The following is a 15,835-nucleotide window of genomic DNA, read 5'->3' as shown; positions in this document are numbered from 1 at the left end:
CCGTTCCGAGGTCACCGGAGCAGTGTCCGCCGCGGCGTCGGGAGCAGGCCGCCTCGCTGCTCGGGCTCGGAGAACTTCGCCACCGTCTTCTCAGCGAGGTTCACGCTGGCCGCGCTCGTGGAGAAGACGCGCGCGCGGGCCGTGCCGGTGCCCAGGTCCTCCACCACGGCCTGGACCGTGTGAACGCCGGAGGCGAGCAGCACATGGGTGCCCACGCGGATGCGCGAAGGGTCCACTTGCAGATCCAACACCGTTCCCACCCTGGCGGGGGCTGGCTTCGGCAGGTGCCCGGCGACGATTTCTCCCACGGGCGCGTGGCTCGCGAGCAGCAGCGCCGAGCGCACCAGGTCGTTCATCAGCGTCACGGCCTCGGTGCGTGACGGATTCATCTGCGCGAAGAGCCAGTCCACCAACTCCTGAAGCTGGCGCCGGCTCGTGACCTCCAGCGTGTTCCACTGGGGCAGCCGGGCCAGGTCCCTCAGGTCCCACGGCGCGTCATACTCGCTGAGCATCGACGCCCACTCCATCCGGACGCGTGGAGGCACCTCCCCGAAGAGGAAGTAGAGGTACGTGGCCACCTTGGCGATGTTCTCCAGCTCCCGGGCCGCGGCCTGCGCGACGTCCGGCCGCCCGTGCGCGGTGTCCATCAGGTCGCCGAACGAGGTGATGGGCAGCGCCAGCGTCACCAGCTCCGCCCAGCCGCGGTGGACGAGGCTGGCCAGCTCCAGCGTCGCGGTGACGACGCGGGCCTGGGACACAATCTGGCTCTGCGCGGTGAAGACACGACTCACGCCTTCACCCGAGCGGCTGGGCGCGCGGGCTATCTGTGGGAGGGCGGGCGGCACGCGCACCGTGGCGCGCTGCCGAGCCCCTTCCAGGGTCCGGTGGACGAGGTCCAGCCGGTCCAGGCGCTGGAACAGCAGTGGCCCCTGCGCGAACCAGTCCAGCGGGGCGTCGCGAAGGAGCTGGATGAGCGCCCACAGCTCCGGAGGCGCGGCGCGTGTCTCGGCGAGCGCCGCGGGCAGCTCCGACTCGTAGAGGCCGGTGTCCAGCGCGCGGACGGGCGTGGCTCGGTCCAGGACCTGCTCCCGGGGCCGGTGGTAGACGAGGAAGCGGACGTGCTCGCGCAGCACCTGGGTGCGTCGTTCGTTGATGCGCTGCAGCCGGGCCTGCTCCTCGGCCAGGAGCGCGCGCGCCACCATGACGTCCTGGCGCGACTCGGAGACCTCGGTTCCAATCACCGTCAGGCGCTCGCCGCCCCGCGCTTCATGCGCCTGGAGCACGCTCACCAGGCGCCCGCCTTCCTCCAGGGCCTCCCGGTATTGCATGACGCGGTCCTCGAGGTTGCGCAGCACGGCCAGGACGTCCTCGAGCTGGGCCACGGACATGGAGAAGTAGGTGGCCTCTTCCGCTCGCGTGGGCACCTTGGGCGCCACGTAATCGGTGAACACCTGGCTCCAATCCTCCGCGGTCAGGGCCCGCAGCTCGCTCAACGGAACGCCGATGCGCGGATCCGGGGGAGGCGGAGGCTCTCCGTCCACCGGTGGCACGCGTGACCTCCGCCACGGGGGGACCTTCACGTTGGGGACCTGCACGGACTCGAGGTTGAACTCCATGCCGGAGAGCAGCGTGAACAGCTTCCCGAGCACCTCGCGCTTGATGGCCATCGCCGAGTGAAGCGTGCCGATGACGGGCGACACCTTGAGGAGCCGGTCCCGCAGGTTGGTGGGGTCCAGGTAGCGGACGGTGGACCAGCTCACCTTGCGCTTCGCGCTCAAGACTCCGATGAACTTCTCCACGTCCGTCAACGTGGCGACGCGCGTCTCGGCCTGCGCGACGTCGGTCAGCACGGGAGACGCCGTCATCACGGCGGAGGCGGTGCTGCCCAGCATGAGCTGGCGGACGCGGTGGATTTCCGACTGGACCTGAAGGAAGGCCGCGTCCACGGCCTCGTCGACGCGCTGGATCCGATTGGACAGGTCGCGCATCAGCCCACGCAGGCCCAGGGTTCGCTGGGCGGTGTGGAGGGGCGAGCGCACCGGCCGATGCCACAGGAGGTTCTCACGCGCCCTGACAATCACATCCAGATGTTCGCCCCGGCGGATGGCCGCGGGCGCGGAGCGCGCCACCTCGGTGCCCAGCGTCTTCCAGGGCGTCCAGGTGGTGCCGTCGAACCGGGCGTACAGGATGCGGCCGTTGACCGCGCGGGACAGGACATCCAGCACGCCCTTGCCCGGCGCGGACAGCGCGGCGGTGAGCGAATGGCCGCCGCCCAGGTCCTTCCACTCGCTCCACACCAGCCCGTTGAAGCGCCGGTGCAGCAGGGAGCTGCCCGAGAGCGCGACCAGGTCCACGGTGCCGTCATCCGGTGAGGCGCAGGCCTTGAACCAGCGGACCTCCCGTCCCAGCGAGTGGTTCGTCCAGACCTCCGCGCCGTGCGTGGGGTCCGGGGAGACGGTGACCTGCTGGAGGTTGCGCTGGGCGTCCAGGAGGAAGGCCATGAGCAGGCCCCGTGACACCACCGCGGAGATGGGCTCGCCCTTGAACGCCAGCGGCGTCTCAAGGGGTCTCGGCCGGATGACGCGCGAGGCGGTGACGGTCATCCACCAGAGTGAGAGGACCTGTCCTCGGAGGGCCTGGTAGAAGACGTCCGTGCGTCCCTCGGAGGGAGACACCGCGGCGGCATCTCCCATGACGCCGGTCGTCAGCACGCGAGGGCTGCTCCAGGGCTGATTGCTGACGCGGGTGTCCAGGTAGGTGTTGTGCAGGTTGCCCTGGTCGTCCCGGAAGTAGACGTCCAGCCGCCCGCGCGGCCACATCGCCGCGACGGGCACCGAGCGTGACCTGACCCTGCCCTGAATCACTTGCGTCACCTTGCTCCACGCCCGGCCGTCGAAGGTCCGGTAGCCCAGCGTCCAGAACGGTCCCCGGAACAACACATGCGCCCGCTCCTCGGTGGAGATGACCAGGGGCGCGGAGGTGAGCTGTCCCGCGAACTCCAGCCGGGGCGTCGGGTCTCCCTGGGGCCGAGGCAGCAAGTCGGAGCGCGCGTCGACGGACAACTCCCAGGACGGCTCGAAGTGGTTCTGGAGGTAGGCCTCGGCCGAGGGCACCGTCTCACCCGACGTCCCGTAGTCCTCTTCGGTGGGGTTCGTCGGGTCGGCGGCGGGGATGTAGCGCGCCTCGTCCGGGTCGGCCTCCGGGTCCACCAGGGGATAGTGGTTGCTGGTGGCGCCGTACAGGTTGTCCTTGAGGGTGCTCATCCGGGCGCGCACGACGAGGCGCCGCTTCAGCCATCCGCCCAGGCGCTGAAGACCTTCTTCGATGGCGGCGAGGAAGGCGGGGTCCAGCGGTGCGTCATGCAGCAGCCCCGGCTCATAGACGGCGCCCGGCACGGGGACGAGGATGCGAACGCGCTCCTCGCGGGTGATGTCCAGCGGCTCCAGGGCCGCGCTGGCCATCGCCACCGTGTCGAGCTGCTCCAGGGGAATGGGGACCGCCTCCAGCTCGAACCGGTCGGGGAAGAAGCGCCGCGTCCAGGCGCGGTAGTCCACGGCGTCCGGTGGCAGCACGCCTACGGGCGGCAGGCGGCGGAAGTAGAGGATGGCCTTGTCCTGGGCGAGCCGCTCCGGGGGAAGCTCCGCCAGGTGGTCGTTGAACTGGAGGATGCGCGCCTGCCACAGCACGGGCGAGCCACGGGACTTCAGCAACGGCGTGCGCGCGCGTGGCAGTCCACCCGCTCGCGCCACCGCATGCCGGTCGACGAACAACGCCTCGGGCCCGTCTGGCCCCTGCCCGAAGCCCAGCAGTCCCAGTGGAACGCCCGCGTGCTCCCAGGGGGCGAGCACTCCACTTCGGCGACGGCGTTCCCGCTCGAAGAGGCTGTACACCAGCCGGCTGCGCCAGCGCAGGGAGTAGTCCTGTGGCATGTCCCAGCCCTGGGGCCAGCCCCAGAGCACCAGCGCCGCGCCCTCCGTGCGCACCGCGTCCTCGAAGGCCTGGGACTCCGGGTCCACCTCGCAGGCGTCGGTCTGCGAGGCCGGTGGCGGCAGCACGGACGTGGTGGGGACCAGCACCAGCACCGCGGCTTTGGGAAACAGCAGCGGGTCCACGGGGGGCTCCTCGTTGGCGAGCGCCTCCAGGGAGAACGTGGAGGGGTCCCGGTGTCCTGGGAAGAGGGGAAGCTCTCCCAGCGGGGCGCGGAGCTGCCGGCGGACGATGACGTCCTCACCTGTCACGGCGATGCCGTTGCCGGGCCGGACATGGATGAAGGTCCGTGGGCCCTCCCGCTCCAGATGGACCTCCAGCCCGGCGACGATGCCCGGCGTGAGGTGCTGGCCCAGCAGCGCGAGCCTCCCCGCGCGATGTTCCTGTTCCAGCGCGAGCGCGTCCGCCGACACGGCGCGTCCCGTGAAGAAGTGGGCCCTCCTCCGCCACTCGGCGTCCACGCCGAAGGGCGCCATGCGTGGCTCCACGCGGAGCACATGTTCGTTGGCCAGCGGATCCGCAATCGGCTTGGTAATCATCTCTCAGCCCCGCAGCGTCAGGAACGCCTCGTCGAGCGACACGCCTTCATCCAGCAGCTTCTTCAACTCCGTCACGAACGTGGCGTAGGACGCGGCGGTGAGCGTCATCACGTAGGCCCCGATGTCGGGCATCCGGTAGGACGCGGCCAGGGTGGCCAGCGGCACGTCCAGGAGGCTGGGCTCCGCCTCCAGCCTCGCCAGGCCCTGCTTGACGGTGGCGGGGAACCGGTTGAGCGCGGCCATGTATTCCTTGTGCTGAATGCGCTCCAACCGCAGCGTGGCGGAGGCCATGCCCGCGAACTGCCACCGCGTGGTTCCGTGGGCGAGCGTGTTGAGCAGGGGCACGAGCTGGCCAATGGCCATGGCGGTGCCGCGCTGGGGCAGGGCGGAGAACTCGTCATAGAGCTCCGCCTGCCGGAGCTTCTTCACGAGCTCCTCGAAGTGTTGCTCGCCGTCGTGGTCCTCCGGCTCGGGCAGCGGCTGGCCCGTCGCGGAGTGGTGGTGCGGCAGGCTGCGCCGGCAGGCATACCAGAGGGTCCGCGAGCCGGAGAGCAGCTCGCTCCATGCGGCGTCCACCAGGTCTGTCACGGGCGCCTCGGGCGCGGGCTGGACCTGCCAGCGGCGCGTGAGGTCCAGCAGGGCATGCGCGGGCAGTCGCCGCGCCACCTGTCCCACCGCCGCCGCCCGCAGCTTGAGCGGCGCGGCGCGCAGCACCTCGCGCAGGCCCTCCAGCCGCTGCGCCATGCCATGGCGCGCCACGGGCACCATCACCAGGACGGACACCGACTCCAGGGCCTCGCCCGTCCGCGTGAGGTCGATGGGGGGCAGTTGCAGGGACTCGTCGAGGATGGCGCCGAGCTCGTCCTCGGCCACCACCGTCAGCTCGACGTCCACTTCGGGCGGGAAGTAGAACTCCGTGAGGCTGCCCGCCTCGATGGCCGCCGCCGGCAGGGTCCCCGCGGCGGGCAGCGTGAAGAAGTGCTCGCTCGCGAGGAACCGCTCGCTCTGGCCCGCGGCGCGACGCGCCTGGAGCACCTCCTTCAGGTGCTGCTGATATTGCAGCGCGTGGGCTTCCCGCAGCTCGCGTGGGGCCACGCCGAAGCCCACCACGCTGCGCTGTTCGGCGCCCACCTCCCGTCGCACCAGGAAGGTGTCCAGCCAGCGGAGGGTGCCTCGGTCCAGCGCCAGCATCGCCAGCGGCAGCGCGTCCACGGGGAGGCTCCGCATCCCCGCCCCGGCGAAGACTTCATGGGCCGCGCGCCCGCGGCGCGTCTCGAAGTTGCCGCCGCCCACCGGGTCTGGGTAGGGGATGAGCGTCAGCGCCACCGCCTCGATGATGTCGCCGTCCTGCGTGGTCCGCGCGGCGCCCAGCGACGTGGGGTATGAGGCAATCGGGTTCGCCGTGTACTCCACCGGGCGCAGCACCAGCACGTACAACCCAGAGCGGCTCCGCGCCAGCTCGCGCGGAACGGGGGCGAGCCCGAAGGCCGCGTCCAGCCGCTGAATCTCCGGGATGTCGTCCAGGCGGATGCCCGTCAAGTCACGAGGTACGACGACCAGTTCGCCGCCGGGGGTCAGCCCATGGCCCAGGCGGACGGTGAGCGTCGTGCGGTCCTGGCTGGGCGTGACGCTCAGGCCGTGCATCACCCCGGTGCCATTGGCCCGGGAGAGGTCGGCCTGCCGCGTGAGGAAGTAGTGCTGCTCCCGCGTGAGGTCCTTCGCGGTGAGGAAGCGCCCGTCGAAGAAGAAGGAGCGCACGCGCCGGTCGTCGTGCACCATGGCCCGGGCGGTCTCCAGCGCTTGTGCCGTCTCCCAGGTGAGCTTCTCCCGGGCGGGTCCACTGGTTGGGTTGAACACGGTTATCCCCCTTCGAGAGAGTCGGGCCTAGAAGACGCCCATCCACCGGGCGAGCGCGGCGGTAGAGAGGCTGAAGGGCCTCAAATCGTTGTCGACGTAGACAGCCCCCTGCCGCGTGGGCCGCACCTCCGTGCCGCGCACGTCCTCCACGTCCGTTGCGCCGATGACGACGCGGGCGAGGAAGACCCACGCGGGATCCCTCATCTTCAAGTCAGGCTGCGCCGGGTCCGTCAGCAGCGAGGCCGGGATGAAGGTGTCGCTCCACAGCTTCGCCAGCTCCTGTTCGCGGCTGCCTCGCCAGGCGTTGAAGATGACCTGCCGGAGCTTGATGCGCCGCTGCACCGGGTCTGGCTCGTCCACGGGGTCCGGGAAGGGGCTCTTGGGCACCTCCGGAGGGGGATACGCCGTGGAGCGCGGCACCAGCCGCAGCTCGTAGCCGTCGCGAAGGCGCGAGGCCACCACGGCGTCCATGGCGTCGAAGGGCCCCGCCGCGAAGGCAGGCGTCTTGCCGCGCTCGCACTGGAGGAAACGCAGGAACAGGTCCGCTACCACCCCCGTGGGTGGATAGCCCGCGGCATCGGGGCTCAGCCGGTACTCGGCGGGCGTGAAGACGCCGAAGTCGGCCAGCTCCAGCGGCTCCTGCCAGTACCAGCGGTCCAGCTTGAGGCACGCGTCCGTGGGCACTTCCACCAGCCGGCCGAAGGGGTCCAACGCGAGCCCGGCGGACACCCGGAGCTCCTCGTGCTCCGGCTCGGTGCCCTCGTGGTGACTGACATGGAGCCCGGCCACTGTCCCGACGCCATGGAGGTACGCCAGGGCCCGGGTGAGCCGGCCCCGGTGATAGGTCTGCTCGGCGGTGAAGTCTCCCGCGTCCAGGAGCACGCCGGTGGCGTAGTGGAGCCGGTCTCGCGTCTCCGCGTCGAGCAAGGCGTCATTCGGGGGCGACATGGTCATCAACCTCCTTCCAATCTGGGGTCCAGGCTCGACGGGCGTTCAATGACGTCCGCGAGCCCCAGCACGCTGTGGCCCACTCGCACCGAGGTGGGCGCGGGGGCGGGCCCGACGTAGGTGTCCACGCCCACCAGCGACGCGACTCCGACGAGCAGCGGACGGCTCGCGGTGATGACGGAGACCCCCACGTGCGCGGGGGCCTCCTGCTCCGCCACCTTCCGGATGAGGCCCAGGGTCCGCGTGTCCGTGCCCTGGTGCACCAGCACCGTGAGCCGGTGTGCCAGTCGCTCCAGGAACTGCTCCACCGCCTCCGCCTCCGCCGGGGACCGCAGCGTTTCGTCCCCGAAGACGGCCAGGAACTCCTCGCGCGTCTCATCCCCGAGGAAGAGCGTGTCGCCCACGTAGGAGTTCCCGCTCCGGGCCAGGCCCGGCAGCAACGGGTCCTCCGCGTCCGCGAGGTCCGCGCCCAGGATGGTGGCCAGCGTGCGCCGGAGCCGGAAGTCCTCCACCACCACCACCGCGCCTCGGTTCACCGCGCCGTCCGTCACCAGGTCCAGCGCCAGGCGCAGCCCGTCAACGCAGCCGCGCCGCCGGGCGAGCGCGGGCGCGGCTCGAAGCATCGCGCGCCGCTGGCGCTCGCCCACGACGGGGTCGAAGGAGAGGCCGACCCAGCTCGCGAGCCACTCCAGCGAATCACCCGGGACGTGCCCCGGGTCGGTGAGCACGTGCGCATGGGCGATGCGGTCCTCGATGGGCGTCAGCACGCCTTCGACGATGCCGAGGAAGCGCTCCAGGAAGTCCGCGGGAGTCGCCCGGCCGGCGGTGTCCGCGTCCTCGCCGAAGCGCTCCTCGCGATAGAGGGACGGCAGGTAGTTGTCCACGTAGGAGAAGCGCGATGCATACGCGCGCAGCGCTCCCACTTCGGGCGTCCGGCGTCCGTCGCCGAACAGCTCCACCCGCACCCACAGGTACCGTCCGGAGAGCGCGCGCACCTTCGTGTGGGCGCGCTGGATGAGGACGGTGAACAGGCCACTCTCGCCCGGGGCCGGCGGCGCGGGCAGCATCCCCGGTTGGAACGGCACCTCTGACGGCAGCGGGACCCAGCTCCCGTGCGGGACGTCTGGATGGACAGGCGCTTGCGGGATGACGCCCAGGCGATGCTCATGCCAGTGCGGAGAGGCGCTGGGCGGCGCCAGGGGCTCGTCGGTGGCGGCGAGCCAGACGCGCACGCCGGTGCGGGGGGGCAGCAGCGCCTCCACGTACAGGCGGTGCCACACCGTGCGCCCGTCGCCCGAGTCGAAGGGCCGGTTCGGCGGGTTGGCGGCGCGGCCCCGCTCGGCGCACCGGGGCAGCGACAGGGCTTGAAGCGGCACGGGCGCCATGTCGGCCAACCCCGGGGTGACGGCGTGGTGCGGCGGCTGCGCCCCCTGGAGGAAGGGCCCACCGTCATGGCCGGGCAGTGGGAAGTAGTCTCCCTGGGGAATCGCCTCTGACGCACCGGCCGGGAGCGCGTAGGCCACCGCCTCCACCTTGCCGTCGTTGAGCAGCGACAGCACCGCGGCGCGGCCGTCCGGAAGGATGGCGAGGCTGAAGGGTCGCAGCACGCCCGGGAGCGCGACGGGCGTGGAGAAGCGGCCCGTGTAGAAGCGCAGCCGCGCATACGCCTCGTCTGGGGGCACACCCGCGAGCGCCGGGTCCATGACCCAGCTCAGCACCGCCAGCCGTCCCTCGGCGTCACATGCGAGCGCCACCGGCACTTCACCGGGCCACGCGAGCGTCTCCAGCATCCGGGTCCGAGGCGGGTCCGGGTTCTCCTCCGTGGGACGGAACAAGCCGGCGCCGGAGGGAATGGACAGGAGGTCCGGGAGCGGCTGCCCATCCACCCGGCCGAGCACGGCGGGAGGTGCGTTGGGCGCGAAGGAAGGCGGACCGCTCAGGACGTAGGCGCCACCCCGCGGGTCCGCGGCGATGCGGTGCGCGGCGATACCTTCGGCCGGGAACACCTCGGCGGACCACACCTTGCGCAGGTGGAGCGTCAGCACGCGCTGGGCCACCGCGAGGTAGAGGACGCCGCCAGCTCCAGGCGACAGGTCCGTCACCGCGCCGGACAACCCGACCTGCGCGGGCTCGAAGCGCAGGGTGGTGCCAGCGCCCCCGCCCGCCGCGCGCACCTGTCCGGCCACGTCGTCCCACCAAGCCCACGTGCCGAAGGCGTCCACCGCGCCCGGTACGCGAGCGAGCCTGGGCTCGAGCACCGCGAGGTCGAGCACTTCATCGAAGGTGCGAATCTCTCCCAGACTCCCCAGCCGCAGCGTCCTGCGCTTCGCGTCGTAGAGGCACACCTCGCTCTCTGAGACCGAGCTCTCCGTGGCCCAGTCCTGCGCGTCCGCCAGCATGTAGAACCGGAGGCGGTTGGCGTCCATCAGCAGACCTCGGGGACCACGGGCACCGCCACGCCCGCCTGCGAGGAGTCCATGCCGCCGCTTCCCTCATCGCCGATGCCGTGGAGCATCGTCGGCACCTCCCCGTCGGCGTTCACCGCCACCTTGAGCAGCTCCGGGAGCTGCCAGTCCGCGATGGACAGCTCCACCGGCGTCGTCGCGGTGCTGCCCTTGAGTTGGAGCCAGCTCGGGTTGACGGGGCCCTCGGCCTGACGGACGGACGGAGCAGGGGGCTCCACCGTGAAGCGCGCCACGTCGGCCGTGGCTCCGGCGCGACGCGCATCTCTCAGCACGCGCGTCACCGTTCCCCAGGCGAAGAGGCTCACCCCGGCGATGCTGGCCACCCCGGGGACCTGCGCCACCGCCACATAGAGCTCCCGGTCCTGGACGTCCCGGCCCAGCGGCCAGCCCTCGCCGGTGGGGCCTCCCGCCGGCAGCGGGAAGATGAAGCGGCGCACGGCCTGTCGCACCGCCTGCACCACCGTCTCCCTGCCAAAGCCCTCGCGCACGGTGATGCCCACGCCGAGCCCCAGTGGGACGTACTCGCAGCCAATCACGTAGAGCTCGGTGGTGAGCGGCCGGCGCGCATCCAGGTAGGCATGAACGGCTTCCAGCAGCGGCCGGTCCGCCCGAGGGTAGGGCGGCTCGAGCCGCGTGGCCGTGGGCAACACCATGACGGAGACGACACCGGGGACACCGTCTCGCCGTCGCCTTGGCTCGAAGCGGGGCAGCACCTCCACGCGGCCCAACTGCACGCCGGGGGTGCTCGCCGCGAGCCGCCGGTAGTCCTCCTCCGTCACGGCCCGGTCCACGTGGCGCAGCAGCGCGGGGATGCGGCGCTCGGCCTCCGCCAGCGTCTCCGCGTCCCGGCCCCCCAGCGTGGGCTCCGGCTGCTGCACTCGCAGCGCCGGTGCGGGGCTTCCATCGACCCGGAAGGCGCTGAGGTCCTTCAGGCTGCCAGGCGGGAGATTGCCCGCTGCGCCGCCGCCGCTGCGCATCCGGGCCACCAGCACCTGGGCACCCGCGGGAGGCACGCGTCCGCGCACGCCGTCTCCAAACCGGGCGGCGCCCGCCTCGGAGTCCAGGGCGTAGACGGGCTCGTCGCGCCGGGCCAGCGCGAGGTCTTCGATGAGCCGCCACTCGCGGTAGCCCGCCCCTGGCTCTTCGATGAAGAGCTGGAACGTCGCTCGCTCCACGGAGCCGGAGGGCAGGCGAAACTCTTGCTCCGCGGTGCCGTCGCTCTGTCCAATCAGGCGTCCGCCTGTTGTCTCGCGCTGGTCCACTTCGACCGCGTTGATGTCCACCCAGCCCAGCGCGAAGCGCTCCGGCTTTCCGCTGGGACGCAGGCGCAGCCAGGTCACCAGTCGCGCCGCCACCCTCGGGTCGTCCAGGCGGGGTGGCCGGTCGCCCAGGCCGGCGCGCGTGTCCGCCCTCACGTCGTTGACCGGCGCGCCCAGGTCGGACGGCAACAGCAGCCGCACGACGCCCCGGCGCGACAGCTCCTGCGTCGAGTCCGCCACGACGGTGAGCCGGTGATACACCGGCGACCCGTCCGCGGCGGGCGTGCCCGTCACCTCCCAGACGTGCGGCAGCCGGCCACGTGCTCCGAGCAGCTCGGACAGGGTGGGCACCTCCATGACGGGGGAGACGCCCACGCTCAGGACGCGCGGCCCCTGTCCGTTCCCCTTCGTCAAGTCATCGCGCAGGGCCACCACGTGTTCCGCCTTGGGGGCGAGCAGCGCGAGCCACAGGCTCCCGTCCACCGTCTCCGTCACCAGGTCCAGCCCGCGCGGGTCCGCGGCGCCGAGCGGGAACACGGGCGTCGTCGCGTAGAAGCCGTGCTGGGCCTTGGGGTCCAGGCCATAGACTTGCGCGAGCCGGGGCAGCATCGACGCGTGCTGCTGGCGCTCGGTCTCCGTGAGCGGGCGCTTGCGGTACGCCTCCGCGGTGAGGTGCACCACGGTCAGCTCCTCCAGCGTTTCGAAGGGCACGGGCTTGCGCAAAGAGGCGAAGGCCCGCAGCGACACCGACGGCTGGAGCACCTCGGTGTCGAAGTGCACGCTCACCACGCCGGTGGCGGCCTCGGCGGGACGCAGGCTCGCGCCCAGCAGCCGGAGGAAGGCCAGTCGCTGGCGCTCGGGGATGAGGTTGGCGCGGTAGAGGATGGAGTCCGCCAGCCAGGCGAAGAGCTCCAGCAGGGTGCGCCCCGGGTCGCCCACGCGGGCATGGGTCCACTCCGGGGTGTGGCCCGGGATTCGGGAGAGCAGCTCTTCGACGAGGTCCGGAAAGCTCCTGTCGTCGAGTCGGGGAGGAATGATGGGCATCTAGCCTCCGAGGTCCATGGCGAGCCCGAGCTGCTGCACGTCACCCGTGCGGCGCAGGCGGTAGACGATTTCCACGCGGACCTGGGCGGGCAGGTCCGCCACCTCCAGCACGTCCACGCGGATGAGCTCCAGGCGCGGCTCCCAATCGGTGAGCGCGCGCTGCACCAGCTCCTGGATGCGCCGGCGGGTGGACACGGTGTTGGGCTGCCCCATCATCCGCTCCAGCCCGGCGCCGAAGCCCTGTCGCATGAGCTGCTCGCCGGGGCGCGTGCGGAGGATGACCTCGATGGACTGACGCACGCTGGCTTCCAGCGACGGAAACGCCAGCTCGCCGCGCTCGTCCGGCATGAGCCGCAGCGGGAAGCCCACGGGAGGGCGCCTGTCGGGAGGCTTCGAGAGCATGGCGCGGTCAGTCCTCGAACCGCTCGCGCAGCGAGGCGGGAATGGGGATGCAGATCTTGATGAGGGCAATCCAGAAGAAGACGATGTTCAGCAGCGACAGGAAGAGGTTGAGGACGATGAAGGCGCAGAGGGTGATGATGGGAATGTTGAACCCACACAACCACCCGATGCCCTGACCCGCCGCGGGCGGACTGGCTGAGCCTTCAAGGAAGTCCTTCGGCGAATTCTTGTTCAGCAGCTCGTTCAGCCCCGGCGGCACCTGGAAGGTGACATTGGGCTTGAAGGCGCTCAGGTCCTTGAGCGACGGAAGGCTGATGAGGACGGGCGGCAGCTTTCCGCGCTCATGCCAGGCGGCGATGGTGAAGGGGGCGCTCTCCTCGCTCCAGACGATGGCGGGTGGGCAGCCCTCCTCGCGGTGGACCCGGATGAAGGCCCTGGCCACGTAGCGCGAGCCACGCCGCTCGAAGCGCCGCTCGGGAGGGATGAGGTCCCGCATCCGTGGCGCGGTGGCGGCCTTCGCCGCCTGGAGGACCTGGGCGGCATCCGCGGCATTGGGATGGGTCCACGCGCGGGGCAGCACCACCGTGCCCGTCTTCCCCTGGACGAGGACGTCCGCCAGCCCGGCGAGCGCCGTGCCCGCGGGCCGCTTCTGGCCATTGCCGTAGTCGAGCTGCACGCGGTTCATCGCCGTCATGAGCGCGGGCGTTTGGAAGGCGTCGAACACCGCGACCAGTCCGCGCAGGAAGTCGATGAACAGGGAGAGCTTGTCGTGCGTCGCCTGCGGCAGCCTGCGCTGGGCCACGTCCTGGTAGGTGATTGACAGGCCTTCGAGCCCTGTCCAGTCCACCGTCATTCCCGCGGCGAAGTAGGGGGACAGCAAGCTCCGCACCTGCGCGTCGTCGAAGGCGGGCGCTGGGGTGGATGCGCGCTCCGGTGCTTCGCCGCTCGCCACCTGGAGCAGTCCGTACAGCACGGTGCGCTTCGCCGCGGCGCATGCGTCGGGCGGTGCGATGAAGAGCGAGGTCACGCTCTCCTGGTCCCGGCTGGTGGCCCGCATGAGGCGCAGCAGCTCGCGCCGGACGTCCGCGGGGCCGGGGCCCGCGGGCCCTTCTCGCCGTCCAGGGTCGGGGTCGCGCTCCTGTTCCTCACCTTCGAGCGCCACCCAGCCGGCGACCTTGCCGTCCCGCCGCACCCAGGCCTCGCGCGTGTTGCCCGCACCCACACGGCGGATGACGAGCCCCGCGCTTTCGATTCGGGTCGCCTCGACCCGAGGCTCACCGAACACGTCGCAGCAGGCCTCCAGCAGGGCCACGTTGAACACGCCGTGAACGGGCTGGAGCAGCTTGAGCCCCTGGGCGGTGAGCGTCCCATCGGAGATGAGGGTGCCCGCCAGCGCCTTGCGGCCTTCCTCGGACCTGAGCTCGCCGAAGAGGGCTTGAACGAACTCCTGGTCTTGCCGCTCGATGAACGCGGGGGCGCCGCGCTGGGCCGCCAGCGGGGCTCCGGTGGCTCCGTCGAAGACGAGCCCGCGCAGCTTGACGGGGTGGCTCACCATACGTTGCCCGCCCCTGGCGTGTACGTCACGCCCATCACCGAGTTGGTCTGCAGCACGTCGCACTTCACGACGCCCGTGAAGGACGACATCGCCGCGTTGACCGTGACCTGCCCGGCGCTGACCTCCACCTCACTGGCGGTGACGGACACCTTGGTCGCGGCCCGGACGGTGACGCCCTGCGAGGCGAGCGTGACGGTGTTGCCTGCTGCTTCCAGCGTGAGCTCGCCCCCGCTGGACTGGTTCAGCGTGGCGCTCACGCCTCCGGGGACGTCCAGGGTGATTTGCGCGGTGCCCTCGCTCGCTTCGACGATGGCGATGCGGCTGCCGTTCCGGGCCTTGATGACGTAGCGGTCCACGCGCTTTCCACCGGGCGTCTCCGGCGGACGGGCGCTCCCGTTCCACAGGCCCCCGACGACGAGCGGCTGGCGCGGGTCGCCGCCGGCGAAGACCACGGCCACCTCGTCATCCTTGTCCGGGAGGAAGAGCGCGCCCCAGCCACTGCCGGAGAACGGCACGGCGACCCGCGCCCACAAGGCCACGTCCGCATCGGCCAGGCTTTCGGGCGCGGTGAACAGGCGGACTTGAACGCGCGCCAGGTGCTCGGGGTCCTCCACGGAGACGACCTTCGCCAGATAGGTGCCGAGCATGGCGCCAGGCAGGCGGCGCTCCTGTGCGTGTGCGGTGTCGGTCATGGCGCTCCCAGGAAGGCGCACTCGGCCTCGAAGTCCGTCTCGTAGCCGTGGAGGGTGTCGAAGCGGTGGCTGGCGCGAACGACGTAGTAGGTGTTGTCGAAGCGAGCGCTCAGGCCGCTGAGCCTCACGTGGGTCCCCACGCGGAGCGCGGGGTTGCCCTCCGCGGTGGCGTCGACGCGGACGAAGCGCCGGGCGCGCGCATCGAAGGCGGCCCGGGCGATGGCGGTGGCCTCGTCGCTGGTGGACACGGGCAGCGAGCCGAGGTGCTCTGTCCGAGCGCCCAGCGTCTGCTGGAGCAGCTCCGCGCCGGTCCGCCCTTCGCCCGGGCCGGGACGCGAGCCGGAGCACTGCCCGGAGACCCCGGCGCCCTGGAGGGCGTTCCACCCGGTGCAAGTGACCTGGGTGGCCTGATGCGCCAGGTCCGCCGTGACGCGCGCCCGGCGCAGCTCAGCGTAGAGGTTCAGCTCCAGGGTGCCCCGGCGCACCGCGCTTCGTGGCGAGACGTGGAGCGCGTCACCCGTCACCTGCAGGTCCGCATCCCGCGTGGCCAGCAGTCGCCGCGCGAAGGCCAGGTCGCTTTCGTTCCATTGGACCTGGAGGCCCAGGGACACTTGAAGGTCTGTGATGACGGGCGTCAGGCCCAGGTCCCGGGCGAGCTTCTCCGCCATCCCGGCCAGCGAGAGGTCGCTGTGGACCAGCGTGCGCCGCGCGAGTCTTGCCTTCTGCAGGGCATCCTCGGCGAGCACGACGAACTCCGGCGCGGAGTCTTGCGAGAACACGGCTTCGATTCCGGTGATGACGCCGCGGAAAATCTCCTGTGGGGCGCTCTCGGGACCGGTGTAGATGCCGATGGGTGCCCCGAGCCTGAGCAGCTGCTCGTCCTCGAAGACCTGCTCGGCCACGGTGTCGGCGTAGCGCGCGACCGCCTCGAAGCGCAGCTCGAGCGAGCACAGGCCGCCTTCGGCTTCGTCGACGCGCATGCTGCTGACCAGCCCGGTGACGCGTGCGTCGGCCTTGCCGAAGATGCGCACCGTGGGGCGGTGATGCTCTGGCTGTGACGTGGCGTCAGGCATGGGGAGCGGGGAGC

The 15,835-nt window shown here is 71.4% G+C and carries 9 protein-coding genes; all 9 read right to left on the bottom strand.

Features of this window, described 5'->3' with window-relative positions; genetic code table 11:
- Nucleotides 1-11: 11 nt before the first annotated feature.
- Entirely contained in the window at nucleotides 12-4,463 is a 4,452-nt protein-coding gene (locus tag KGD87_RS12035; protein ID WP_284667590.1) for a DUF8189 domain-containing protein, read from the bottom strand.
- A 66-nt stretch (nucleotides 4,464-4,529) separates the two neighbouring features.
- On the bottom strand, nucleotides 4,530-6,383 hold the full coding sequence (locus tag KGD87_RS12030) for a hypothetical protein (protein ID WP_284667589.1): 1,854 nt from the start codon (nucleotides 6,381-6,383) through the stop codon (nucleotides 4,530-4,532).
- A 27-nt stretch (nucleotides 6,384-6,410) separates the two neighbouring features.
- The gene (locus KGD87_RS12025; RefSeq protein ID WP_284667588.1) at nucleotides 6,411-7,331 is read right to left on the bottom strand and encodes a hypothetical protein; all 921 of its coding nucleotides are present in this window, start codon (nucleotides 7,329-7,331) and stop codon (nucleotides 6,411-6,413) included.
- Between the two features lie 5 nt (nucleotides 7,332-7,336).
- Nucleotides 7,337-9,757 (bottom strand): phage tail protein, encoded by a 2,421-nt coding sequence (locus KGD87_RS12020; protein WP_284667587.1) that lies wholly within the window; start codon nucleotides 9,755-9,757, stop codon nucleotides 7,337-7,339.
- Nucleotides 9,757-12,099, bottom strand: coding sequence for a putative baseplate assembly protein (locus KGD87_RS12015; RefSeq protein WP_284667586.1), 2,343 nt, complete (start codon nucleotides 12,097-12,099; stop codon nucleotides 9,757-9,759). The genes KGD87_RS12020 and KGD87_RS12015 overlap by 1 nt, the downstream gene beginning before the upstream one ends.
- Entirely contained in the window at nucleotides 12,100-12,501 is a 402-nt protein-coding gene (locus KGD87_RS12010) for a GPW/gp25 family protein (RefSeq protein WP_284667585.1), read from the bottom strand.
- 7 nt (nucleotides 12,502-12,508) lie between these two features.
- Nucleotides 12,509-14,056, bottom strand: coding sequence for a hypothetical protein (locus tag KGD87_RS12005; protein ID WP_284667584.1), 1,548 nt, complete (start codon nucleotides 14,054-14,056; stop codon nucleotides 12,509-12,511).
- Nucleotides 14,050-14,748: a phage baseplate assembly protein V gene (locus KGD87_RS12000; protein WP_284667583.1), complete on the bottom strand. Its 699-nt coding sequence runs from the start codon at nucleotides 14,746-14,748 to the stop codon at nucleotides 14,050-14,052. Before KGD87_RS12000 ends, KGD87_RS12005 begins: the two co-directional genes overlap by 7 nt.
- Nucleotides 14,745-15,821, bottom strand: a complete 1,077-nt coding sequence (locus KGD87_RS11995; protein WP_284667582.1) for a phage late control D family protein — start codon at nucleotides 15,819-15,821, stop codon at nucleotides 14,745-14,747. The genes KGD87_RS12000 and KGD87_RS11995 overlap by 4 nt, the downstream gene beginning before the upstream one ends.
- Between the last annotated feature and the right edge of the window lie 14 nt (nucleotides 15,822-15,835).

The organism is Myxococcus sp. SDU36 (assembly GCF_030168875.1).
GTDB classification, from domain to species: Bacteria; Myxococcota; Myxococcia; order Myxococcales; family Myxococcaceae; genus Myxococcus; species Myxococcus vastator.
Note: the sequence above shows the minus strand (reverse complement) of the source record. Positions and strands in the feature narration are given on the sequence as shown.

Bases quoted from the DNA above. Each gene is read 5' to 3' on its own strand.
- KGD87_RS12035 (WP_284667590.1), bottom strand. From the start codon at position 4,463: ATGGCGCCCTTCGGCGTGGACGCCGAGTGGCGGAGGAGGGCCCACTTC.
- KGD87_RS12025 (WP_284667588.1), bottom strand. From the start codon at position 7,331: ATGTCGCCCCCGAATGACGCCTTGCTCGACGCGGAGACGCGAGACCGG.
- KGD87_RS12020 (WP_284667587.1), bottom strand. From the start codon at position 9,757: ATGGACGCCAACCGCCTCCGGTTCTACATGCTGGCGGACGCGCAGGAC.
- KGD87_RS12015 (WP_284667586.1), bottom strand. From the start codon at position 12,099: ATGCCCATCATTCCTCCCCGACTCGACGACAGGAGCTTTCCGGACCTC.
- KGD87_RS12010 (WP_284667585.1), bottom strand. From the start codon at position 12,501: ATGCTCTCGAAGCCTCCCGACAGGCGCCCTCCCGTGGGCTTCCCGCTG.
- KGD87_RS12005 (WP_284667584.1), bottom strand. From the start codon at position 14,056: ATGGTGAGCCACCCCGTCAAGCTGCGCGGGCTCGTCTTCGACGGAGCC.
- KGD87_RS12000 (WP_284667583.1), bottom strand. From the start codon at position 14,748: ATGACCGACACCGCACACGCACAGGAGCGCCGCCTGCCTGGCGCCATG.
- KGD87_RS11995 (WP_284667582.1), bottom strand. From the start codon at position 15,821: ATGCCTGACGCCACGTCACAGCCAGAGCATCACCGCCCCACGGTGCGC.